This window comes from Candidatus Poribacteria bacterium (assembly GCA_021295755.1).
Taxonomy (GTDB): Bacteria; Poribacteria; WGA-4E; order WGA-4E; family PCPOR2b; genus PCPOR2b.
Map to the genome: position 1 here is coordinate 1 of JAGWBT010000055.1, position 24,007 is coordinate 24,007.

Consider the following 24,007-nt stretch of genomic DNA (forward strand, 5'->3'; position numbering starts at 1 on the left):
CTTCGATTTCGGCGTCAAGGGTTCCAGGGATCGCTTCCCCCTTTTCCGCTTGATATTGTTCAGCATAAGTTTCGTACGGCGGGTGTAATTCCTCGGGAACCTTTCCCGGTTGAACCCCACGAACAAAGGCAGTCGATACGTGCAGAAAAATCGCATCGTTACAACTTTTTGCCAACTCAACCGCGTACTTCGCCCCAAACACATTGCTCTGCAAGGACGCATCAATAGGTGGGTCGAATTTGACAAGACCGCCACTGTTAATGAAGATTTGCACTTCGCGCTGCAACATTTCATAGTCGGTATCCGAAAGACCAAGCCGCTCGTAAGCCATATCGCCTTCTACCGCGTAGACCTTTTCACGAAGCCACTCCTCCAACTGTTCCCCATGAATCTGTTTAAGCTTCGCAAAAGCACTTGAGGCAAATACCTCATTTTCTAGCCGATCCGTTGCGGTGCGCTTTTCTCCACTCGCTACAGTCTGACTGCGGATGAGCAGGTAGATTCGTTTCACATCAGGAAGCGCAGTGAGAATTTTCGCCACAAGTGCTTGCCCTAGAAATCCGGTTGCACCGGCGATCAATATCACTTTACCATGAAAAAATTCAGGAATTGTCCGCATATCGTCCTTCGGTTTCACCCAAATTGGAGAATATCACAATGCTTTAGCAGGCAACACTTTCGCTTTTTTTAACAAGCTGCGAAATGGCCCTTCAAAGAGGATAAGCCCTTGCGTTATCCCATCGCTAAAGCTGTCTTAGTATAAGCGATTAAACGACCTTCTGTCAATAACAAAACGAGAAACGGAATACAGAGACGATTCCCCCTGTTAAGGCTTAATCCCTCCACCCACTTTCATATCTCCCTAGTTAATCAGAAGCTAACATATCCACCACAAACAGGGATACACTGCCCCGTCACATAATCCGAGAGATCTGTGACCAGAAACTCAACAACCTTCGCACAATCCTCTGGCATCCCCATGCGGCGCAGCGGGATTTGCGGCAACAGTCTTTCACGTGTTTCAGGACTATTCCTACCGCCGGCAATGCCACGGGAAGAAAGAATGTAGCCCGGCGCAATGCAGTTCACATTAATTCCGTATGCTCCCAACTCAGCGGCAAGGAGGCGAGTATATTGAACAACCCCCGCCTTTGCAACGGAATACGCCATACCTCCCCCGTTCCAAGCACTCCACAAACCTGCCTGCGAACTGACGTTGACAATCCGTCCGTAACCCGCCTTCTTCATCGGGACGCTCACCGCTTGACAGCACAAAATTGCGCTGCTGAGATTGATCCCCATAATGTAGTTATAATATTCCTCTTCAGTGTCGGATGCCATTGAGGATTTCGGCTGACCCAATGCACCACCGGTGTTATTGACGAGAATATCAATTCGCCCCAGTTTATCCACAATCTCGTCAACCATTGCAAAGACAGCATCACGTTCCGTAACATCAACTTCAAAGCCAAGTGACCGACGACCAGAATTCTCGATCTCCGCCATGACTGTCTCCGCTGTCAGTTCTTCGTTATACTCTTTCGCTGCGTCGAGATCAATGTCGTTAATGACAACGTCCGCTCCCAACTGAGCGAGGTGAAGCGCGTAAGCTCTACCTAACCCACGTCCTGAACCGGTAACAAGTGCAACCTGTCCATCTAATTTACCCATCGAAATCTCCTTTATATGTGAAGATAAGGTGTGAACCTCCTACATTGAATTATCACTAACACAACTGGATTAACGAACAACCGCAACCTTGCCCAACCTACGGACTGTCTCTCCCTCCCATTTCGCTTCCAAGATATAGATATATACCCCGCCTGTGACAGATTCGCCTGCCTGATTTTTGCAATCCCAGACGAAGGCTTCGTCGACCGATGCTGACTGTTGACCAACCACATTGCGCAACACATCCGTATAGAGTAAACCGCCTGTGACATCGTAAATTTCCAGTGTAACATCAGCAGATTTGGTGAGTTGGAATGTAATGATGGCATCGTGTGAAGTGGGATTCGGATATACAATAACCTTATCGGCAAAGTCGAAAATATCCTGAGTAAAGAAGTCCATCGTCTGGCGCGCTTCATTGCCAGCCCGATCCGTCGCGCTAACCTCAAGGGTATGCCTGCCCGCCCTCAGATTACTTGGGAGGTAGGTCAAGTGTCCGGTCGTATCCTCGTATAGGAATTGCACCGCCCGATTGTCCACCCACAACTGAATAACACCAACGCCGGAGCCTTCGTCGGTAATTTCATGCACTATAAGGAAACGATCGGGCTGAACCTCTGCGGAATCTTGGGGAAAAATAGTATTTATGATAGGTGGCGTCCGATCTACAAGAAGGGCGTAGCTCCCGAACCGATCAACGATGGCTTCAAACATACCGAGTTGGTTTCGGACTGTATCCAGCGGCAGCCATTGCTGGAATTGGCTGTCCCACTGAAACATCGCAACCCCGTTGCCGCTCTTATTGGGTTCTAAAGGAAGTGGGAGTGCAAGCTGAAATGACACACCTGCCATCTCCACAGAGGATTCGACAACATAGATAGGGTCTAGTATCGTTAGCTCACGCGTATCGGCGTTTTGTTGTTGTACGCGAATCATATTTTGATCCAATCCGCCCTGACTTCGCAAGATAACTTGAGGTGCTGCATCACCGTTAAGTAGTCGGACGCTAGGTCCACTATCAATAGAAAGGAAAACCTCCGCCAGCGAAGAATCTTCGCTCTGAATAAATCGGGGGAATTGAATATCTTCAAAAAGCTGATTCTGATCGGTGAAATAGCCGCGCACAGGAAGTACCTCTCCGTTGAGAGAACGAACTTCGGCAGAAAACGTGAACCCTGTCTGTGAAGCAGAAGTCGGAAAGTCAAGGGCATACCGAAAGATCAATCGATGGTTTCCCACTTTCAAATCCGCGTTCAACCCCTCATCTGCAACGCTGAAATGATCAAGGTTGGGCGTATACCCCAAGGTCGCACCAGATGGAAGAATTTCAAGGGCAGGAGTTACTCCCAATCGTCTTGTTGTAGTTAGCGTGATTCTAAGTATATGCCTTGTTCCTTCAACCCGTTCCGCTGAAATTGACGCTTGAAATGGTCGTGTATCAATAGTAAATGTAAAATCAATTGGTGCTGCTGAATTGCCTGCGGTGTCCTGAACCTGCAATTTGAAGTGATAGGTGCCGTCGATCAGTTCTGTCAGTGGCGTATAGGTGAACTTTCCCGTCTCTGGTTGAAAATCAAAAGGACTTCCATCAAACTGAGCAGCCCCCGGACGCCCATCGAAAACAAACGTCTCCTCACCAAAGCTGAAACGAATCGTCAACGGATCTATCTCCACATTATCAATTAAGAATCCCGTGATCTTTACGTCTGATCGATCAAGCAATGTACCATCAAGCGGCAAAACCTCCGTTATTGCTGGTGGGCTAAGATCTATCCCAAGGAGCGGATCTTTTGCCTTATAGCTGATCCGGCGTTGTACCTCCGTTTTTCGACCCAACCGATCAATGGCAACCACGTTGATGAGATTAGCTATCTCATCTCCTACACCCTTAGTAGAATCTGTTTTCTTTAGTCGCAATGTGCGCTCAAAATGCCCTTCCGCCTTGAGGGGTACAGCCGTCCCGTTAATCAAAAGCCGTGCATCGGGGTCATTGACCTGACCGGACACAGTGGCATAAGGCACCTCTAGCAGAGCGAAGTCAGGCGGAGATGTCAACGTAATCTCCGGCGGTTGGTTGTCACGTACAATAGTCCGGATCACACTTGTCTCCAGACCGATTGGGTTTGTGACTTGGATCTCGATTCGGTTTAGACCTTCGCTCAAGGGCAATTGCGTGACAAAGCCCCCTTCTGAATCAACAGGTAAGGATATTTCCATCTGCTCGGATTTAAGAGTAACAGTGTTCGATTTTTCCGTTGTCCCTCGCACCGTTATCTGCTTCTCCAATGTCAACAGATCTTGAGATGGATTAGAAACCTTTAGGCGTGGACGTTCATTCTCAATAAAGACATGGATCTGGTCCTGAACTTTATCGCCCTGCGTCGAAATGACAACAAGCCGTATCAGGAATTCTCCGCGCAATCGTTGTGCATCCCACTGTCCAAGAAAACCGGTCTCCGTCACTGGGGCTGTTGCTCCGCCACCAATCTGACGCCACCCGGTCGAGACAGTTCCTCCCCTATCTGTGGAAACAGGGGTATACTCCAAACGATACTCCTTGAACATCGTGCCTCGAGCGATGCCAAAGATGCCGACTTTACCGCCTAGCAGTTCTCCTGTGTGGGGACGATCTATTTTCGCTTCAACTATTGAGAGTTGCGGGACAGCATGGAGCAAAGTGGTAAAACTGAACAACCAAAGCACAATTGCCAAGAGCGTAGAGGTGAGCAAAATCGAAGAATGGAAGGATGGGAGGGAGGAGAGAAAGGAAGGATTCGTTTTACGTTTCACAACTCCATTCCAAGAGGACAAGGATCGGACTTACGCCCCGATGTAAGATCGGGACGAACAGATCCATCAGGGGGTCACGTTTTACGTTCTACATCCTGCGGAAAAGCCCGACAACCTTTCCTAAAATCTGTGCATCATCGACGAGAATCGGCGACATCACCGAATTTTCAGGTTGCAGACGAATTCGGTTTCCATCGCGGAAGAACCGTTTCACTGTTGCTTCATCTTCAAGCAATGCGACAACAACATCCCCGGTATCTGCGTAATTTTGCGACCGCACAATCACCAGGTCGCCCTCAAAAATACCAGCCTCAATCATACTTTTTCCGTCGACCCGTAACGCGAAACAGGTATCTTCCTTGACGACCTCCCGCGGTACGGGTAAAGTACCTTCAACATTCTCAGAGGCAAGTATAGGCTCACCAGCGGCAACTCGTCCAACGATAGGAACTTCGACCGCCGCTTGTGGCAGCTTTTGCGGCACAAACTCCAAAATTTCGATCGCACGGGGTTTCTTGGGGCTGCGTCGTATGTAGCCTTTCTTTTCGATTGCATTTAAGTGATCGTAGGCACCCTTTTCAGATATGCCGAAATCCGTCCCAATTTCGCGGACGGTCGGCGGATAGCCTGTATCTTGTACATGCTTCCGAATAAATTCAAAGATCCGGTCCTGTTTTTTGGTCAATGGTTTTCGCATGATCGTCTCCTAAATCCCATATAGATACCTTTTAATATACTATACATAGATTAAGCTGTCAAGGAAAAAGCGTTGACCGATACCGGTTCTTTTTTATTTTTTTATCACTTGAGAACGTCCGCCCACAATCTTCACCCACGCACCGTGCTATCCGGCTATCCATTCACTTTTTCATCGCTATCTTCGTGATAATCGTAGGGATGATTCCGAAAAATATAGTCAATCGGTTTGTCAGTAAATTCAACGTTTGGATCCATCTGGCAGTTTTCAAAAGCCGCCTCACACCCCTTGTTGAACGGTACCCGTTTCTTCCGCTGGAGCCAATGAATATTGTGAACCATCGCAATCATCTGTCTTGGTTGGTCAGAACAGTTGGGCATACCCCGGTGCCAAAGGCGCTTATCCCTGATGAGGACACTCCCTTTCTTCGTATTACCACGCACCGGCGGAGCAACCTCTCGACGCGCTTCGACTATCCGTTCATCGACCTTAATCGTCGCGTCCTCCTGCGCAACATTCGTGTCTAGGTGGGATCCGGGCCAAAGCTCAATGCTACCATTGTGTTCGGTGACATCCATCGGTGCAATGTTAATCACCAAAGAGACCGCTGGATGCGCCATTTTCAGTCCTGACCATAATTGGCCGTGATCTACATGAACCGGTTGTGTGCCACTGCCCGGACAGTTTGTGTTGCCGGAGTAGGAACTGTTAAATAAACCCTCACCCAGAACCTTGCGAGTCACCTGTATCACCCACGGATTGGCAACAATATCACGAAAAATATAAGGAGCAAAGGGCGGTGGGTCTTGCTGGAGGTGTTGTTTGACAAAATTAACAGGGAGGACCGACGCCGTCATCAATGTGCGTAAATCCTCATCCATCTTCTCGCGGACCAGATCCAGATGGGCGTGCGATATGATGTCTGATAGAATGACATATCCGTCCGTGCGGATGGCATGGACAGCCCGATCGAGATGCGTTGGGGACATCTCACCGTTGGCGAGTTCTTCGGGATCAATCGTGATTTCCATCGGTTATACCTCGTGAGTTCATTGCTTTGCTGAGATAGTATCAGACACATATCAAGCGGTCAAGCGAAATATTTAGTCCAGTATTTGGGACTTTCAATTGGTGGAATCTGTGCAGTCATCTTATCCAGCCAATCTGCACTGTAATTTTTTGACACTACCCCAAATGAATGCTATAATTTCATCATACATAAAAGGAGACCTGCACCGTAAATACACTATCGATTAATTTGAATAAACTGGTAGTTGATATGAGGTGAATTATGAAAAACGGATTTGACGCGGAACAAGATTTATCACAGGTGGATCCCCAAACCCCTGAAAGTGAGTTGACCCCTCGGCAGAATAAAATTTACCGGAACCTGCAAGATATAGGATCCGAAATCGCTGCCTTTTATCGGGATGGGGTAAAGATACTACGCTCCGATAATTTTGAGACTGCGCCCTATCTATTGGCACATATTACCCGGGAAATTGATGGGGGGTTACGAGACATCCTATCTAGTGACGAAGAAAAAGCAAAAATACAGAAACGGCTTACAAAGGAAATTTTAGCGCAGATAGGAGACTATGACACCCTAAAAGCATACAAGGGACATATCGCCTCAATTTTGGCGGCACTATGTATTGATGATGTAGACGTGCTTTCTAATCCTGATGATGCAAATATACGTTTTGCAGTCAGATGGATAGAGGTCGCTCCCAAGCTTGTTAATTTTGTCCATCGTCACGGGCCTTGGAAACCCCCTCGGAGCCGAGAAGCGTTTGAACATCTTTGGTATGACTTTGAGGAACTATTGGCAGATCTGGTGGGCAGCTATTTGAATTTCCTGAACAGGTTGGATCGAATCCTCACATACAAAGCACCAACTAGGGAGATTATAGAAACGCTGCCCAATTTGTTAGACTCTGATGCAAGACGGGCGTATTTCTTCAGAAAGCTTAAATATCCTACATGGCTAGAACCCCTAAAAGAGGCAAAATGGTTCAATCCCGACAAGAACCCTCTTCCCTATGAAACTCCAGATGGGTACTACCACACCCCCGTTTGGTATGCTTTGGAATATGTGGAAACGATCGCCAATCACCCGGAGAGAGACGTTGACCTCCTTGTGGGTATCGTTGATGCCATAGTTGACTATACCAACGACACCGGAAAAAGCATCGAAAACGATAGCACAAACCGGAGACTCATCAAAATTATCGGTACGCTTCCTATAGATCGGATAGAACATAAACATATCACTTTCATGGACACCGTGTTGAAATCGAGTAGGGGATGGGCGAGTGACGAAATCGGTGAAATAATCCTACCGAAGCTTCTCAACGAAGGCAAGATAGATTTATCCCTTGATCTGCTCAAGGTGATGTTTGATGCCAAGGTCGTCAATCGCCAAATACGTCCTATAATGGAATTATACTGGCTCAAGGAAGTTGTCAAAAAACAGGGACAAGTCATCTCCGAATTATGTGGCTTTGAAGTAATACAAATTGTTCTGACACAAATCCGAACTCTTATTGATGAAGATACATATTCGTTTGATATCATAGAGGAGATCAAAACCGAACCCTCCTATGGTCCCGAGCAAAGCTATGCTGAACTATTGGTTAGTTTTACTTGTCGTTTATTCCATCTTGCCTCCCCTGATAGCATTGCAGAAACAGTGCAGTCTCTGTTAAAGGAGGGGGGCACAGCAGAACGCGACTACCAAGGCGCAAAAGGCTCTCCCGCTATCTTTCGCAGAATTGCTCTCAACGTTATCACATACCACTACGACTATTTGAAAGGACTATTCTGGGAGTGGGAAGGCAATCCGCTTGAAGAATATGAGTTGAAGTTTGAACTTTACCAATTAATCCAAACTCACTGCTTTGATTTTGATGAGAGAGAGATTGAGCAAATATTACACTGGATTGAGTCATGCCGATACATAGTATTTGCCGAAGACGATGAAACTCGTACTAAAGTTGTGGCATACCAGAAACGACAGTGGCTCTCTGCGCTTCTGGAAGTCGGCAATGAAAAAGTTGCTGCTGCTAATCAGAAATATGAGCAGATTAATCCAGCGAAGGTTGAACCGCCTGGACGTTTTACACAAATCCCTTCAGGAGTAATCAGCCAAGAAGCAGCCGAGAGTTTAATTACGCATCTGGAAAACAATGATGGAATAGAAACCCCGTCAGGAAAAATCAACCGAATTACAGGCACAGAGTTGTCTAAAATGTCAAATACTGAAATCGCTCAACATCTGAATGATTTTCCAGAAGCAGGAGGTTGGGCGGATCCGACTGAACGGGGATTACCAGAGAAACTTGAGGAATGTGTGAAAGCTGATCCGCAACGATTTACGGATGACTTGCAGCCCTTCCAAGGTGTCCGCAACCGATATCAACATTCAATCTTGTCTGGATTACTGGACGCGTGGCGCGATAAGAGAGAGTTTGATTGGGAGGCATTGCTTGAATTTATACATCAAATCCTTTTATCAAATCAGTTTTGGACTGAACACTCCGAGGAACCGTTTAACTACAAGAATTGGATTATTTCTACGATAGCGGATTTGGTATCAGAGGGAACAAGAGATGATAAACATGCGTTTGACGCTCAACTCTTACCCATTGCTGAGAAGATCCTTATGATTCTTGTAGAGAAGGCTGAACCGAGCATGTCTATCTCCCAAGATCTTCGCTTTGGTGTTCTGAATTCAGTCAGGGGCAGCGTGTTTTTAGCAATGGTGCACTACGCCTTACGATACGCCCGAATCAACAACCCCAAGCAGGGAATCCGATGGCCTCAAGCCATCAGAGAGGATTTCACCAAAAGACTGGATAGAAGTGTTGAACCCTCTTTTGAGTTTTCTTTCACACTTGGCAACTATTTGCCTAATCTGTTATATCTTGATAAGGAGTGGGTGGTTAATAATATAGACCGCATCTTCCCACAACAGGATGAATCTCATTGGGAAGCAGCCTTTTCGGGATACCTATTCTGTTCTGTGATCTCCGCCTATCTCTATTCTCTACTCAAGGAACGTGGGCACTATCAAAAGGCTCTAAATACTGACTTTGCAGACAAGGAGGTATTGGGGAGGCTTATCAGGCATGTCTGTACAGGTTGGATAGAAGATCTCGAAACATTTAATGAAAAAACCAGCCTCATTTATCAGTTGATAAATAGCGATAACCCCAAACTCCTCTCAGGGATGGTTCATTTTTTCTTGAGGAAACGTTACGACATATCCGATAAAGTTAAGTCGAAGGTTAAACCGGCATGGCGTGCCTTGATTGAAGTTCTTTCCCCAAACAGTTCTAAAGCGGAGCATCAGGAAATTCTAGGTTCGCTATCCGGCTGGCTAGAGTTAATTGATAAAATAGATGCAGAAGCCCTAGAATGGCTAAAGCTGTCGGCAAAGCACGTTGAGCGGCGTTTCAATTCAGCATTTTTTGTTGAAGCCCTGCGGGAACATGTCCCTCAGACACCAAGAGAGGTGGGAATGCTTTATCTGGAAATGTTAAATAACGAGGTATATCCGGATTATCCTCCGACCGACATCCAAGAAATAATCCGCATTCTGTACAATCAAGGGTACAAGGAGGCTGCCGATGAGATCTGCAATCTATACGCAGCGGCAGGATTCGACTTCTTAAGACCGGTTTATGAAGAATACCAGAATTAGATAGATCAGGAATAGCCAGTGTGAATTATTTTTGGTTAGATGCGAATGCAATTGTCAAACAGTACGCTACAGAACTAGGAACACCTCTAATCAACCATCTCTTCACCCATGTTTCCCTAAACCGAATCTTTTGCTTGTTTGATTGTATGGGCGAAGTTCGCTTCGCCATAGCTAAAAAGAAAAATGAGCAAAGAACTACTATAGCAGCAATTGACCAAGCAATTCAACGATTTGAGGACGAATTCCTCTATAGTGATGAAGTGCAACAAGTGCACGCGACTGAAAGTCAGAAAAGGGCCGCGTGGCAACGTATTGATCCACACACTGGTGCACGCATTATCAACAACACCGATGCATACATTCTACAATGTGCACTTGATATAGTTAATGAACTACGAACAACCGGTGATGATCTAATCCTTGTGAGCTCCGATAAAGACCTTCTGGTAGCCGCGAAAAAAGAAGGATTGCTCACCTTCAATCCTCAAACTGATAATCAAACCTACCTAGATAACCTCATCAATTCGCCATAGAAAGGTTAGAGTTCTCTATAAAGCGTGTCAATCTGAAAAACGATAATAATAAGTTACGCACATGGTCAGAAAATAGGTTATAATAACGCAAGTTGCTATAGCGTATTGATATTTATGTGGAGGCTGCTCATAAATCGCTGCTGCTGATTTGGCAGGTCAGCACACCAATTCCACGCCACTGTTCTTGCGATACACATATCTGTAAACCCGCTGAAACATAGAGGCCATCGGGGTTCAGAGCGGCACACCCGCCAATTCTGAACACCCCTAATCATATGAAATTATTTTTTTTACCTGTCAGTGCCCTGCCAAACCTGCGAATCGTACCGGTATGCAATGTAGCGCCCTGTGGATTGTCAACTCTTTTGCGTTGGCATTCCGTTGGCATTTTTTATAGGATATGCCCCCAATTGAATCACAAAATGCTTGATAAACCGGACTGAATGTTCAACTGCGTAAGTCCTAATGACTTTGAAAACTTATCAGATTCTATATCCAACACTTAGAGAGGTCCATAAATGGCAAGAGTAAATCGAGCAATCGAACTGCTCGAACAGGGTCAACCAGTCTATTATTCCAGTCCAAGAGAACTCAGCTACGAAGGAGGCGTGGAAGCCTCTCAGACGTGGTCGGATTATCTCGTGGTCGAGATGGAACATGGAACGTTTAACCTCGCGGGATTGGACGCATTTATGAAAGGGCTAGCTGCAAGCGGTCCCACGAAAAGCGGACATCACACACCGACGGTCATCACCACGCTGCCGACAGACGGTACCGACGAACATGTCATGCGTGCAAATGCGTGGATGGTTAAACAGGTCCTTGCGAGAGGCGTCCACGGTATTCTACTATGCCATGCGGAAACGCCCGGTGCTGTGAAGGTGTTTGTTGAATCTGCCCGCTATCCGATCCATACAATCGGCGTCGGAGCAGGGCTTGATGTAGGACGTCGTGGTGCTGGTGGACAAGGCGGTGCGGCAGCGATTTGGGGCATATCTACAGACGAATACATGAAACGCGCCGATGTTTGGCCCCTGAATCCAGACGGTGAAATCTTTCTCGGCTTGAAGATCGAAAACAAACGAGCATTGAACAATGTTGAGGCGACGGTCCGAGTGCCCGGCATCGCCTTTGCAGAGTGGGGTCCGGGGGATATGGCACTGTCACACGGTCATTTCGATAGAAGTGAGCCATCCTATGAAGAAGACAGCGCAAACGCACGTACGCGTGTAAAGGCTGCCTGTGACGCTGAAAATATCGCGTTCCTAGACGGTGCAACTTCAGACAACATAGCTGAGAAGATCGACAGCGGTGTTCGCATCCCTTCATGCGGTGAGGAAGTTGCAAATATCGGTCGCAAACACACCAATCGCACAATGCCTTGGTAGGAATGCGGTGTGAAACTGACTAATCCTTGAGAAGCTGCTTAACCGCTGTCGCAGCAACCTGCGTGTCCTGTAGCGGTTTGACGGGACTTTCATCCGTCACGGCAGCCTCAAGACTCGTCTCCAAATCCTCAATATCAACCCGCATCACCGAGGCCTGACGCATAATCTCTGAATAGACTTCGTGCCGTTTGGAGCGACGGTGGGTTTTGTGATCAACCTCGAAAATAATCACCCGTTTACCGCTGCTTGCGGCTTCGCATACCATTGAGAAGCTATCTTCGGTAACGATAATCACGTCCGACAGGGCGAAAATTGTTCCAACCGGATCCGCGAGCGAATTTTCGCTATGTGCCAAAACAAGGATTGGACAGTGTTGGGCGTTTGAAAGTCGCTTGCTAATCAGATTTTCAACGGAGAGCGGGGTTCGACGCGAGGTTGTCAACAGGAGTTGACTATCCCATTTCGTTGCAAACCCCTGTAAGACTTCGATAAGGCGAATGGCAGTTGTCTCAGTAATTGTATCGTACCGGTCTTCGCCACCAATCAGAACCCCAATGCGCCTCTGATCCGAAAGATCTAAATCCGTCTGGAGTTCCTTGCGTTGCGCTTCCAGTTTTTCTGGCCGCACTCGATTTGGAACGCCAAGTGTTTTGCAAACGTTGCCTCTGTTGCGGCGGGAGGACCAATACATTCGGGGAAGGATAGCAAGATCGAAGTGGTGAACCCCAACCGGTGAGGGACGACGGCACGTAACCGTCTTTGCGTCGAAGAGTTGTCCGATGAGCAAGTTAGGTGCAGCAACAGATGAACCAGTTGAAAGGATAAAATCAGGCGCAAGAGCATAGATTTCAGCCAATGTATCTCGCTGGAGTGCCATTTGCAAGCAGGCTTTGGTAAACCAGCGTGGTAATCTAAACCCACCAAATAGACGCATTAGCACCCGTAGCAGATTATCTCGCTGCTTACTGCGAAACTTTACATCAATCCAGTGATATTTGCACTCCGGCATCCGCTCGATCACACCTAAAGATTGGTTATAATGACCGGGCTTCCCGTCACTCAAGAGAATAGCTCGCATAGAAGTGATTAGATTGTATCTCGCTCAATGTGCAAAAGTCAATAGTTCATCAGTAGACCTTTCGAGATTTGAATTGATTTGCTCAATAAATAAAAATATTAATTACGACAGAGCTAAAAAGACTAAGAGTCAATCTCTGTTAGAAATCCGCCAACGCTTTCTCCTCTGAAGCAAAGATATCAATACTTTGGGATAAACCAATTATATCGAAAACCTGCCGCATCTGATTTGATGGGTGGGCGACCCGTAGAAGTTGCTCTCTGTTGCGCGTTTTCCAAATCAGTTTGACGATGACACCAAACCCGCTACTGGTGATAAAACTTTGCCGGTCAAAGCGAAGCAGAATTTTTGCTGCATTGGCACTTTGGTCATAAGCTGTGTTTATACCTTCTGCTGAGTCTTCCGTAAAATAACCGGTGATGTCAAAAATTGAGATGTCTCCATCGTGCCTGACTGTTACTCGAGGTTCTGACCGCGTATACCGCATATAAAGTAATCCGTTCTCCTTTCGGCGTTCAAAACAGACAAAACTTTCAAGCTATCTGCAATAGAGATTTTAGCCGATCTGAGAAAAACTGTCAATAAGGTAGATTGAAATTTGAAGAATTTTCACATAAAGATAGATAAACCCATTTGCTGATAGCAGAAGCATTTTCAGATGGGATGGAGATTTTAGCCGATCTGCAAAAAACTGTCAATAAGGTAGATTGAAGTTTTCTCGTAAAGGATATACCCATCTGCTGATAGCAGAACCGTTTTCAGATGGCTGGAAAAGCACGCTATGATTGAATCTGAAGTTTCCGGTTTCTTTCTGAGCATCGAATTATCCTAAAAATCTATCTAAAGGTTTACACTGTCGAAATTTGTAATCAAACAAATAAAGTAAGAAAAAGGCGCTAAAAGGCAAAGCTTTCGCGAAGTTTCGTTATCGCGCTAAGGAGAAAATCTAATGACTAGTGAAATTCAGCGAGGTAAACCATTTACTAAGGCAGAAACGCAACAGGTTGTCGAACAGTTCAATCGTGACGGATACTATTTCTTCGGCGAGGTGTTCACTTCGGAGGAAGCCTCTACGCTTAGAGCGTTAATGGAAAAAAAACATAACGACCCATGCATGCACGATGAGGAAGGCGACCATATCCGCGGCATCAGCATGATGCGCATGTTTGAATATGACAGGGCTTTCCGAGATCTTATCGTACGAGAACCTTATGTCAGTCTCGCCGAGGCGATTCTGGGCGAAGACTGCCACATGATGTCCCAAAATGCGATACGTTACCTGCCCGGACAGGGCGGTGGATGGCATAGCGATGACAGGCTCCATTTTCCGCTACCGGATGATGTGCCTCGACACGACCCTCGTATTACGCTGCCCTGCTTCGTTATCAATGTGCTCATCCCACTCATTGATATTGAGGCGATACACGATGGTCCAACGCAGGTCGTCCCCGGCAGTCACTATTCGGGACGCAGACCACCCGCTGAAGAAAATCCTACATTTGAGGGGAAGGGTCCCGTCAGCTTCTTCACAAAAGCAGGCGGCGCTTATATGTTTAACAGCCAAGTTTGGCATCGCGGAACCCCCAACAACAGAAATCAGATTCGATACATTGCGGCGGTCACATACAGTCAGCGAATCATTGCACAACGGCTCTATCCGTTTATCGACTATCGGATGCCTGAACATGTTTTTGATGGGACAGATGAACGGTTACAGAGACTGCTGGGGAGGCATACGAAGGGAGCCTTCGGCTAGACGTATGAACGCATTACACCATGAAAGATTCTTTGAACTCATGGCCAAGAGATCTGCTTTAATCGATCTCAAAAAAGATAAGCAGATCAGTTTGACCGAAATCACTCCCCCGATTGATTGGGGTGAACTTTTTGGGAACGAGAATCCCGTCGAGATAGAAATCGGATGCGGTAAGGGACGCTTTCTGCTTGAAGCCTCAAGGCAACATCCAGAGATCAATTACGTTGGTGTCGAGCGAGCATTGAAATATGTTCAACACACAAAGGAGCGGTTGCTGAAAGGAAGCGCTAATAGGGTTTTCCTTATCTGGAGCGATGCCGGTTACCTCGTTGATCGCTACATTGGAGAAGGCACCATTGATGCGTATCACGTCTACTTCCCAGATCCCTGGCCCAAGAAACGGCATCGTAAGCGTCGGCTCTTTAGAAATAAAGTCTGGCTGAACGGATTGATTCGGACGCTGAATCCGAGTAGAGGGCATATCCACGTCGCTACCGACTACGCCGAGTATTTCTATGAAATTCACGACTGTCTAGCGCATACGCCGCCGTTGGTCTACCTACCACCCGACTTACTTGAGATAGGACATATCCCAACCAGTTTTGAGATGAAGTATCGTGCGGAAGGACGGAAGATCTACCGTGCAATCTATCAGATGAATTCGGCTTGATATGAAGTGTGAGGATTATGTCAAGAAAGCACTCTCTTTTTATATGAGCCTACACTTTTTGTGCCATGAGCCTTTTTCTATATGTCATCAAGCGGATACAATTTTCGCCCCAGATTGTGAAACGGCAACTCCTTTCCCACCGGATCGTGAACACTCGGCTCAGACACTGCGTAGATTGCCCCTGCCCACGACTCAAAACCTGCCCGAAAATGGACTGTCGATTTGACCCCAATGTAACGCATCTGGCGTGGGTCTAAGCCCATGGTTCGTGAAAAAGCGGTGTCGAAAGGCTGCTCGCGCTCCGTCACTAACAGCACATGAATCCCGTCCTGTCGGATATATGCCGAGGGACCCATGCTGCTCTCCAACCCTGCGTTCCTCGGCCCATCATAACGGAAGCTACCGTCTGAAAGCGTGACAACCTCCGCTGTCATGCGTATCGGTTGCCCTTGAAGGGAAGTCGATTTCGCGCCTACATCTAAGGTCAGCGTCGCTCCCACACCTGCCTCTTGGCAAGTACTTACCGCTTCAGGATCCACGATGTACAGGATACATGCATCCTCTAACCCTGCTTCGATGAACGTCTGCAATATGCCGGTGCTATCCCCCGGAGAACCGCCACCGGTGTTGTCATTGCGATCGGCAAAAATCACCGGAAATTTCCCTTCCGCTGTCGCCTGTGCTAGCGCTTCGCGGGTCGGTGGCATCGGTGCCTGCCAATCCGCGCGGCGTTCCCAGATCCACGCCGCCAGTTCATCCGCATACCGCTGCGCCAAGTCTGGATCGTTGTCAGTGACGATATAAACCGATGCACCCATGTCCGGAATGTCAGCCAACGGATAGCAGGTCGCGATCGAACCGCAAATCACGCCCGGTTGCGCCTCGATTCTGTGCAATTCAGCGATCGCCTCCCACATCGGCGAGTGTGCTGTGACCTGATTCAATCCCCAGACCAGCGGAATTTGGTGTAGTGCCATGGTAGGGCGTAGCCCTTCTCGGTGGATGCGAACCAAAACGTCGGCACATTCGCGGGCCCGTTCTGCCTGATCAATCTCCGGGTAGGTCTCCCTCCCAATCAACACATCCGCCATCTCGATCATGCGACGGGAAACGTTGGAATGGATGTCCAACTCCGCCAAGATAGGCACCTGTGGACCGACCAATTCGCGCACAGCGGTCAGAATATGCCCCTCGCCATCATCAATCTCCTCTGCCACCATTGCGCCATGCAGATCGAGGAGAACACCATCAATGACCCCTGCCTCAGCGATCCGATCCAGCATATCCTTCAGGATAGCATCGAAGATATGTCGCGGGGTTGGACCACTCGGATGCGCGTTGGCAAAGATTGTGGGAATTAACTCAAATCCGTGCGCTTCCGCACCTGCAATGTATCCGCCGATGGTCGTGTTGCTGCCGCGAAACTTGCTGATGATTTCGTCTCCGGTTAAATAGCCGAATCGCTGCTCACGATAGCTCGCCCACGTGGTGGCAACAGTAGTAAAAGTGCTGGTCTCATGACCAATTGCACCGGTAATGACTCTCATTGGTTTGGTTCTCCTTTTCTAAAAAGAGGGCTATTTTTACCAAATAGTTTTTACAAACGCAGATGCTTGGATTACCGAATCGTTGGTAATTAGCTCCAAATCGAGTTGTCGTGCTGTAGCAGCAATTAAACGATCGTGCAATTCTGGAATGTCAGTAATTTCGGCTGTAGACTGAATCACAGCAAAGTTCAACGAATATTCCTTGTAATTTGGGTGCTCCTTCAGATAATCTTCGACCTCATCAATTGATGTCCGGATCCGTTGCTTTTCCGAGAGGTAGAGTATTTCGGCAAAGACTATCCCTGGCACATAAACGATAGTGTTCCCGAATTCAACGGAATCGAAAATCGTTTTCACTTTCTCGCTTAACCGCCGTCGTTCAATGCGCAAAACGAATCCAATCGTATTGGTGACGAACTCACTCACAAGGGTAGCGTTTGTCATAATCTTCAAATTCCTTTTCCAAATGTGCTGCTTCGTCACGGCTTAATTGGTGCAATTCAGCATTGAGCAGAGAATGCTGTATTTCCTCCTTAAACGCTTGAGGCTGAAATGTCCGTTTGCGGACGAAAAAGATAAAATCGGCGATTTCAGCAAGCGTTTCCGGAGGTAGCCCTTTAATACCTTCGATAATAAGTTGTTGGTAGTTTTGTGTCATCATTGATTTTCTCCGCTTGGGTGTCATGTCAGTACTCATACAAAAGAGTTGGCAATTCGCGCCAGATCAAATTGCCGTGTTATGGCAGCAATTGCAATCATTTTTCAATCTGACTCAGCGGCATGATAAATGCCAAACTCGGTTCCTCGCGCTCCATTGGTTCTACAGCAAACCCCATAGAGAGTTTGAGTTGATGGTTTTCTGGGTGGTCCATGTCACTGACAGATCGAACCTGGTAACAATCAAGATCCTTCGCCCGTTTGAGCGTATATTCTTGCAGTGCTCTGCCAATGCCTTGCCGCCGATACGCTTTCTTCACACCAAACGCAATAATCTTCGCCTCTCGCAGTGTCTTTCCGTCCATCTGAACAGGGGGATGGTCGCGATCATGGGGACCAATGTCCCAAACGACAAACATGAGAAACCCAACGATATTTCCATCCTGCTTGGCAGCCAAGAAGTAACGTGCGAATTGCTCAAAATGGGGATTAAATGCCCACCCTGTTTGGTTTTCCTGCGTGATGACATCAACCAATTCCTGCCACTTTGGATGGCCGGGCGTCATCTCTTCAATTGAGAAAGGCGATAATTTGTGCATTCGGTTTGTCAGATTAACTATTTGGGTTTTACCTAAAAGTTGCACAGCTATAGAATGTTGGTCAACTTTGAGGAGGTTTCCTCATGCCGGCAATGCCTGCTCATAAAACCGCTGCCAATTACGATACATCACGTTGGCAATGTCCGACTCAGCATAGCCGCGCTCATCAAGAATGTTTGCAATTTTTTGATAATCCGCCACTGTGTCGATTTCATACGGAGCACCGTCGTTACCTCCTTGACCGTCCGTATCCCCGCCGATGGCAGCGTGCTGCGAATTGCCCGCCAACTGGCAGACATGATCCATGTGATTCACCAGATGCTCTAACGTAACCGCCTCTCTTGGGAAGACACTACGACGCGGTGGAATATCCCCGCCCCAGTCGATACCGCTTTCTGCATAGATCATCCACGTATCCATCGATGCGCCGATGATACCGCCGCGTTCAAGGAGGGCTTTGAGTTGTTCGTCAGAAAACTGTCGCTCGCCGGGTGCTAATGCGCGGCAGTTCTGATGACTTGCCATCACCGGTCCAGAGAATAGATCCAGTGCCTGCCAAAACGCTTCATCGGCGGTGTGGGTGAGGTCGAGAACCATCCCCAATTCATCCATCTCACGTAGCAGCGGTTTGGCGGGAGCTAGCAATCCACCGGGTCTGCCCGTGCCGTGAGAATAGGTACTGATGCCGTAATGCGCCAAGTTAATTGTGCGCAGTCCGCTCTCCCACCATTCGTGGACATGTTCGGGCCAAAGGATGGGATCTGCCCCCTCCATGCCGAGAACCATGCCAACTGGCAAATTCTCATAGCTTGTGGCTTCCGACCACGTTTGCATATGTTCGCTGAAATCACCACGAGTTCTCAAGATACGTGCCTCACCCCTACTCTCCAGAATTCGGTAGTAGGCGAGGTGCGCCTGTGCTGCAGCATAGGCAACATCACCGCTCCTGTATCCCCAGATGGGACTGTTCTCTCGCTGAATCCGTCCCGATATTTTAACCAACGCCGCCGCAATTTTTCCGCGCCGCATCTCAGGAAGCGAAGCCATTGTCCCAGAAGCGGGCCATCGGTCCCCTTCCCGCGATCCTTCCTGAACCGCTCGGACCTCCTCAATCGGCAAGGTCAGATCTCGATTCAAATCAATCGCGCCATACGCCATCGGATAGTCACCGTCAAAAATGAACATGATTTACCTCTACCTTCATCGTAATTGATTGTCAAATAAATTGAGTTACCACAAAGTAGTAGGCATGCTCCGTATGCCGTAACCCTTGACTATTTGGAGCAGCGTGTATACCAAGAACCCATGTCTATTGAGGAGAAATTACCCACGCAGCTGATACGCAATCGCATAGGCACACTTATGAACCCCAGAGTTGTTAGGCTCAGAACGATGCCACGTGTAATTGGTAAAGAATGCTGCATCTCCCGGTGACATAGGTAACAGCACCTCCCCGGAAAAATCGACCTCCGCTATCGGAATGCGCCATCGCTTGAACGCCTCGCCGCTTCGAGCATTGTGATAGCTCGGCTCATCGTAGTAGCCTTCGTGTTCGATCAGCGTCCACGATTGCTGCGTACCGGGCATGATTGCCAAAGCACACCCATCCACCCCTACCTCATCAAGCGCAATCCACGAGTTGCAACCCCGCTTAGGTGCCAAATGCCAGTAGAATGAATCTTGGTGGAAGAACGATTGACCGCTGATGGCACGATGCTTAATTAATGCCTGATCGGTGAAACGTTCAACAGGACCGCCAAGTAGTTGTTCCATCACACGGTGCAAGTTTGGGTGATCGGCTATCGCTTTGAAAACCCCTTCCCGCATGGCAGGACGTTGTACACCAATCGGAAGGAAACCATCCTCACTGTTTCGGAATTTCGACAGATCCAGCACCTGAAAATGAGTGTCGGGCCAATCGTGATCGCCAGCCAGCAGATCCATGAGACGGTTACGCACCCGACAACCCTCTTCGGGCGAAATCAATCCACGCACGACAGTATAGCCTTCGGTTCTATATTGCTCCAGTTGTTCTTCAGTCAGTTGCATATCGTCTCCCCCAATTGTGCGAATTGGTATGAGTCCCGATTTCTCTATGCTTCTTGCACATTCTCTTCTATTTTCGCAAATACAAGCGTATCGCGTAATTCTCCTGATGGCGAAAGCGAATCATTTCGGAATGTACCTTCCAATTTGAATTCAAGACGGTCAGGGATGCGTCGGCTCCGGACGTTTTTTGAATCACAACGAATTTCCACCCGCTTCGCTCCAAGGGTCTCAAACGCAAATTTTGTAATCGCCTCCGTTGACTCAGTAATATAGCCTTGCCCCTGAAAACACTTTCGACACCAATAGCCAATCTCAAACTTGGGGATGTCCCAGTTTATCCGATGCAAGCCGCTACCACCGACGAGCGTGTCTGTGCCTTTTAGAAAAAGAAACAGCATGAGATCCTTTCGCGCTAAAAAGTCACACTGTGACCGACGGACAAAGGACTCAGATTCCTCCAATGTAGGCATCTGCTGCGCCCACGGCATCCATGGCTTGAGGTCATCAAACGTTTCTCGAACAGCACTGTTTATTTCAGCACCATCGCCCGGACGAGGGGCACGGATAGTCAATCGATCCGACTCAAATGATTCTGGAAAATCGAGCAGTAAAGCATCCATCAAGTTCCGTCCTTTTACCTCCAATTCAAATCAAAATGGCTATAAACGACAGTATAGCAGATTGTAAGCGGTTACGCTACATGAAAAAAAATGTATTGACATCCGCTTCAAATCGGTATAAATTATTTAGACAAACAGTCAGTTGAACATATTGTAAGAAAAGATAAGACAGGAATATTCGGAGGTAAAAAATGAGTGATATGAATGTTGGTATTGTTGGACTGGGTTGGGTTGCTGGAGCCCACATCGAAACCTTTAAGACAGTTCAAGGCGGAAATGTCACAGCGATCTGCTCCCGACGCGAACACGATGAAGCGGCATTGGAAGCAGAGTTTGGCACTCCGCTGAAAGCGTATACGGACTATGAGGCGATGATAGCAAACCCGGACATACACATCATAGACATCTGCACGCCTCACCCCTTTCACGCGGATCAGGCTATCGCCGCTGCGGAAGCGGGGAAACACCTAATTATCGAAAAGCCGATCTGCCTGACATATCAAGATGCCAAACGGGTGCGTGATGCGATACGCAAAGCAGGTGTGGGTGTATGTGTCTGCTTCGAGTGCCGTTACAGCGCGCACTTCACGATGATCCGTTCAGTCATTGACGAAGGCTTGCTCGGCGATCTGCACTACAGCGAGGTGGATTATTACCACGGCATCGGACCTTGGTACGGTCAGTACGGCTGGAACATCAAGAAAGACTTCGCCGGTAGTAGCCTGTTGACGGCAGGATGCCACGCGCTTGATGCGCTGCTGTTCTTCATGGATGAGAAGGTCGAGGAGGTAACGAGCTATCACACTCAATCGAAGGGGAAGGATTTCGTTCCATACGAATACGAGACAACCAGCGTCACGATTCTCAAGTTTGAGGGCGGGAACAAAATCGCGAAGGTAACCTCCTGTGTGGACTGTCTCCAACCCTACTACTTCCACATCCATCTGGTCGGCAGCGAAGGCAGCTTATTGGACAACCGAATCTACTCTGCAAAATTGAAGGGCATGGATAAGACCCGGTGGAGTACGCTTGAAACGTCGCTTATCGATTCGGGGGATGTGAGCGATCACCCGTATGAGCCACAGTTCCAAGCGTTTGTTGACAGCATCGGCACAGGCGAACCGATGCCCCTGACCGATTTCGACACAGCGTTTGAATCGCACCGCGTTGTCTTCGCCGCAGACCTCTCAGCGGTGGAAGGTCGGCCTGTCAAATTGTCTGAATTCGATTAACGGAAAACTCCTATGTTCATTCGATATTCACTTCTCTGTCTATTCTTAGGAGTGGCGGTCAGTAGTTGGGCGGATGAGGGCAAATTTCAACTCAAGCCGCTACAACCGAAACGACCGACCTCTATAGCCCCCACCTGAAGTGCGTGACCCGGCGAAGGGGCACCGCTTCGGGGAAGCGGCATTCAGACGAAATGGGCGGTATCTCTGCGTTATGTGGATACGGAGAAGGAACGTCCGCGCTGGCGGACGACACTGAATTACCGATTATTAAACAGGCTTCAAGTGGGTGTCGAGTACAATCCTGTGGCTTCGGAGATATCGCCGCTTTTTAGCCTATTTTTGTTCACAGAAACAGATATCCGCCCTGGGCTATTTCTTGGCACAAGTTCCGACCGCATCGGCTCTCCCGCAAGTGAACAAGCCTACTTTTTAACTGCCACGAAACGACTACCATATATCCCACTCTCAGTGTATGGAACCGTGAATTATTCTGAGTGGGATGACGAACTCAATTTTCCTTTTGGTGCCAGTGTTGACTTTGGCAAAGGGTTTTCCGTGCGCGGGATGTTTGACGGAAAAGAGCCTCACCTGATGTTCAACTATTTTTATAAACAGCACGGCGTCAGTCTGATGTACGTCTGGCTCGAAACATTTGGATTCGCGATGTCTACAGCGTTTTAACTAAAGTCGTTCGTATCAATTTAAAGGTAAGCAATAAAAAAAGCGAATGGACAGAGCCATTCGCCTAATGTAGTTCTCCGATAGTAGCGGATAAAGGTGCGAGTTAGTGTGCGTATGCATATTCATAGATTAGCCACGCGCCATTCTCCTTTCGCATCTTAAAAAAGGTATCTGTTGGGCTCGGTGGTGACGAAAAATTTAGCTCCACATCCGGTATCTCTGGTATCTCCAGTGCTGGCTTTCTCAATTGGAAATGGAATTCGTCGCCGACATATCCGCCGCTCACAACTTCTGTCTGACTATACATTTTACGATATGGATCGAGTAGTTGCTGTTCTAATTGCCGCGTCATTTCTTCAGCCATCTCCTCGACAACCTCATCCGGCGTCCCATCTGAAGCTTCATTTCGTACCTTCCCAATTTCTATCTTAGGTGCCCTTCCTTCAAACAGTTCGCTGGCTTCAAACAGTTCTCTGGCAGTTCCTGTTACTAGCGGACGCATTGCGTTGGCGTCTAAATTCTTAAACGCTTCCACATAAGTATACATTACATCTTCAGCTATCGACAGTGAAGCTCTGATCCACCTCCGGCTCAAATTCCATTTCGGTTGCGAATTGTGCCATATTCGTTTCGTCGAGTTCAGCGAACAAATCGTCAATCAATTCCAGTCCTTCTGCGGACTCCGCCGAGGCAATTTGTGGCTGAGTATCCCCGCTTTCTGTATCTTGAGTAGGATTAGTTTGAGCCAATCCTTCCGGGCTACTTTGTGGACGTGTAGTGCCATCCTCCCATGGCGACAAATACACGCGTTCTGTAACTGTGGGTGCATTCAACTGACGTATCCCAACGTAACTAATAAAAATCAACCCAACCAGCACCGCCGCACCAACTGTTATTTTAGGCACCGTTCCAACTTTCATGACAGTTAGACCTCCCGAATAAAGTTTTTTGAGTGTTGTTGCGGGAGAAACGAAGATGCCTGTCAGAAGATATCGCAACCGCTTGGAGAGCTTCCGCTTGATACGGAAAAGCCGCAACGCAATTGCGTTGTATGATAGCCCATGCGCCCTGATTAGTTCATCGTAGCTCACACCCTCCAGATAGAATGCGCGGGCAATGTCCCTGTCCTTTTGCGGAAGCGTCTCCATTGTCCGGCGAATCAATTCTCTCTGCTCTAATCGTGCCAATCGCTCATCAGGAGAATCTTCCGTTTGAAGTATCCCCTCACTCACTTCGTCGATGGATACGGTCTCGTCCTGTTGTTTGCGGAGCCAGTTTCGTGCACGATTTCGCGCTATCTCTGCCAACCAGCTTTTGAATTTGGTCGCATCCTC

The 24,007-nt window shown here is 47.9% G+C and carries 24 protein-coding genes; 7 read left to right on the forward strand and 17 right to left on the reverse strand.

Going from position 1 to position 24,007, the window contains the following annotated elements; all coding sequences use genetic code 11:
• From J4G02_09855 to J4G02_09875, 5 genes are all read right to left on the reverse strand, one after another.
• Window positions 1–619, reverse strand: a 619-nt coding sequence (locus J4G02_09855; protein MCE2394876.1) for an SDR family oxidoreductase, incomplete at its 3' end; no start/stop codon positions are given.
• 251 nt (window positions 620–870) lie between these two features.
• Entirely contained in the window at window positions 871–1,671 is an 801-nt protein-coding gene (locus J4G02_09860) for an SDR family oxidoreductase (GenBank protein ID MCE2394877.1), read from the reverse strand.
• Between the two features lie 69 nt (window positions 1,672–1,740).
• Window positions 1,741–4,461 carry a T9SS type A sorting domain-containing protein gene (locus J4G02_09865; protein MCE2394878.1) on the reverse strand — a complete coding sequence of 907 codons (2,721 nt, stop codon included), beginning with the start codon at window positions 4,459–4,461 and terminating at the stop codon, window positions 1,741–1,743.
• An 88-nt stretch (window positions 4,462–4,549) separates the two neighbouring features.
• Window positions 4,550–5,158, reverse strand: a complete 609-nt coding sequence (gene lexA, locus J4G02_09870; GenBank protein MCE2394879.1) for a transcriptional repressor LexA — start codon at window positions 5,156–5,158, stop codon at window positions 4,550–4,552.
• Window positions 5,159–5,313: 155 nt separating this feature from the next.
• A complete protein-coding gene (locus tag J4G02_09875; protein MCE2394880.1) occupies window positions 5,314–6,189 on the reverse strand; it encodes a phytanoyl-CoA dioxygenase family protein in 876 nt (291 codons plus the stop codon).
• A 260-nt stretch (window positions 6,190–6,449) separates the two neighbouring features.
• On the opposite strand from J4G02_09875, the gene J4G02_09880 reads away from it, so the two are divergent.
• The 3 genes from J4G02_09880 to J4G02_09890 all read left to right on the forward strand — a co-directional run bounded on the left by J4G02_09880 (window position 6,450) and on the right by J4G02_09890 (window position 11,784).
• Window positions 6,450–9,863: a hypothetical protein gene (locus J4G02_09880; protein ID MCE2394881.1), complete on the forward strand. Its 3,414-nt coding sequence runs from the start codon at window positions 6,450–6,452 to the stop codon at window positions 9,861–9,863.
• A gap of 20 nt (window positions 9,864–9,883) precedes the next feature.
• The gene (locus J4G02_09885) at window positions 9,884–10,396 is read left to right on the forward strand and encodes a type II toxin-antitoxin system VapC family toxin (protein ID MCE2394882.1); all 513 of its coding nucleotides are present in this window, start codon (window positions 9,884–9,886) and stop codon (window positions 10,394–10,396) included.
• Between the two features lie 518 nt (window positions 10,397–10,914).
• Window positions 10,915–11,784, forward strand: a complete 870-nt coding sequence (locus tag J4G02_09890) for a hypothetical protein (GenBank protein ID MCE2394883.1) — start codon at window positions 10,915–10,917, stop codon at window positions 11,782–11,784.
• Window positions 11,785–11,803: 19 nt separating this feature from the next.
• On the opposite strand, the gene J4G02_09895 is transcribed toward J4G02_09890, so the two are convergent.
• The 3 genes from J4G02_09895 to J4G02_09905 form a co-directional block, all read right to left on the reverse strand.
• Window positions 11,804–12,847 (reverse strand): mitochondrial fission ELM1 family protein, encoded by a 1,044-nt coding sequence (locus tag J4G02_09895; GenBank protein ID MCE2394884.1) that lies wholly within the window; start codon window positions 12,845–12,847, stop codon window positions 11,804–11,806.
• 154 nt (window positions 12,848–13,001) lie between these two features.
• Window positions 13,002–13,349: an STAS domain-containing protein gene (locus J4G02_09900; GenBank protein ID MCE2394885.1), complete on the reverse strand. Its 348-nt coding sequence runs from the start codon at window positions 13,347–13,349 to the stop codon at window positions 13,002–13,004.
• A 185-nt stretch (window positions 13,350–13,534) separates the two neighbouring features.
• Complete coding sequence (locus tag J4G02_09905; protein ID MCE2394886.1) at window positions 13,535–13,681, reverse strand: hypothetical protein; 147 nt, start codon at window positions 13,679–13,681, stop codon at window positions 13,535–13,537.
• Between the two features lie 130 nt (window positions 13,682–13,811).
• On the opposite strand from J4G02_09905, the gene J4G02_09910 reads away from it, so the two are divergent.
• Complete coding sequence (locus J4G02_09910; GenBank protein MCE2394887.1) at window positions 13,812–14,618, forward strand: phytanoyl-CoA dioxygenase family protein; 807 nt, start codon at window positions 13,812–13,814, stop codon at window positions 14,616–14,618.
• A gap of 4 nt (window positions 14,619–14,622) precedes the next feature.
• Entirely contained in the window at window positions 14,623–15,288 is a 666-nt protein-coding gene (locus J4G02_09915; protein ID MCE2394888.1) for a tRNA (guanosine(46)-N7)-methyltransferase TrmB, read from the forward strand.
• A 77-nt stretch (window positions 15,289–15,365) separates the two neighbouring features.
• Here the strand turns inward: J4G02_09915 and J4G02_09920 are convergent, their stop codons facing one another.
• From J4G02_09920 to J4G02_09950, 7 genes are all read right to left on the reverse strand, one after another.
• On the reverse strand, window positions 15,366–16,835 hold the full coding sequence (locus tag J4G02_09920) for a M81 family metallopeptidase (GenBank protein ID MCE2394889.1): 1,470 nt from the start codon (window positions 16,833–16,835) through the stop codon (window positions 15,366–15,368).
• 36 nt (window positions 16,836–16,871) lie between these two features.
• On the reverse strand, window positions 16,872–17,279 hold the full coding sequence (locus J4G02_09925) for a PIN domain-containing protein (GenBank protein ID MCE2394890.1): 408 nt from the start codon (window positions 17,277–17,279) through the stop codon (window positions 16,872–16,874).
• Window positions 17,254–17,496, reverse strand: coding sequence for a hypothetical protein (locus tag J4G02_09930; GenBank protein MCE2394891.1), 243 nt, complete (start codon window positions 17,494–17,496; stop codon window positions 17,254–17,256). Before J4G02_09930 ends, J4G02_09925 begins: the two co-directional genes overlap by 26 nt.
• Window positions 17,497–17,590: 94 nt before the next feature.
• On the reverse strand, window positions 17,591–18,091 hold the full coding sequence (locus J4G02_09935; protein ID MCE2394892.1) for a GNAT family N-acetyltransferase: 501 nt from the start codon (window positions 18,089–18,091) through the stop codon (window positions 17,591–17,593).
• Window positions 18,092–18,172: 81 nt separating this feature from the next.
• Window positions 18,173–19,276 carry a dipeptidase gene (locus J4G02_09940; GenBank protein MCE2394893.1) on the reverse strand — a complete coding sequence of 368 codons (1,104 nt, stop codon included), beginning with the start codon at window positions 19,274–19,276 and terminating at the stop codon, window positions 18,173–18,175.
• A gap of 138 nt (window positions 19,277–19,414) precedes the next feature.
• Window positions 19,415–20,140, reverse strand: coding sequence for a phytanoyl-CoA dioxygenase family protein (locus J4G02_09945; GenBank protein MCE2394894.1), 726 nt, complete (start codon window positions 20,138–20,140; stop codon window positions 19,415–19,417).
• Between the two features lie 44 nt (window positions 20,141–20,184).
• Window positions 20,185–20,760 carry a GNAT family N-acetyltransferase gene (locus tag J4G02_09950; protein MCE2394895.1) on the reverse strand — a complete coding sequence of 192 codons (576 nt, stop codon included), beginning with the start codon at window positions 20,758–20,760 and terminating at the stop codon, window positions 20,185–20,187.
• A 191-nt stretch (window positions 20,761–20,951) separates the two neighbouring features.
• Here J4G02_09950 and J4G02_09955 point away from each other — a divergent pair, with 191 nt between their 5' ends.
• Window positions 20,952–21,992 carry a Gfo/Idh/MocA family oxidoreductase gene (locus J4G02_09955; protein ID MCE2394896.1) on the forward strand — a complete coding sequence of 347 codons (1,041 nt, stop codon included), beginning with the start codon at window positions 20,952–20,954 and terminating at the stop codon, window positions 21,990–21,992.
• Window positions 21,993–22,205: 213 nt separating this feature from the next.
• Window positions 22,206–22,673, forward strand: a complete 468-nt coding sequence (locus J4G02_09960; GenBank protein MCE2394897.1) for a hypothetical protein — start codon at window positions 22,206–22,208, stop codon at window positions 22,671–22,673.
• 103 nt (window positions 22,674–22,776) lie between these two features.
• Here the strand turns inward: J4G02_09960 and J4G02_09965 are convergent, their stop codons facing one another.
• Both J4G02_09965 and J4G02_09970 read right to left on the reverse strand, forming a co-directional pair.
• On the reverse strand, window positions 22,777–23,220 hold the full coding sequence (locus tag J4G02_09965; protein ID MCE2394898.1) for a hypothetical protein: 444 nt from the start codon (window positions 23,218–23,220) through the stop codon (window positions 22,777–22,779).
• Window positions 23,221–23,227: 7 nt separating this feature from the next.
• Window positions 23,228–24,007, reverse strand: a 780-nt coding sequence (locus J4G02_09970; GenBank protein ID MCE2394899.1) for a sigma-70 family RNA polymerase sigma factor, incomplete at its 5' end; no start/stop codon positions are given.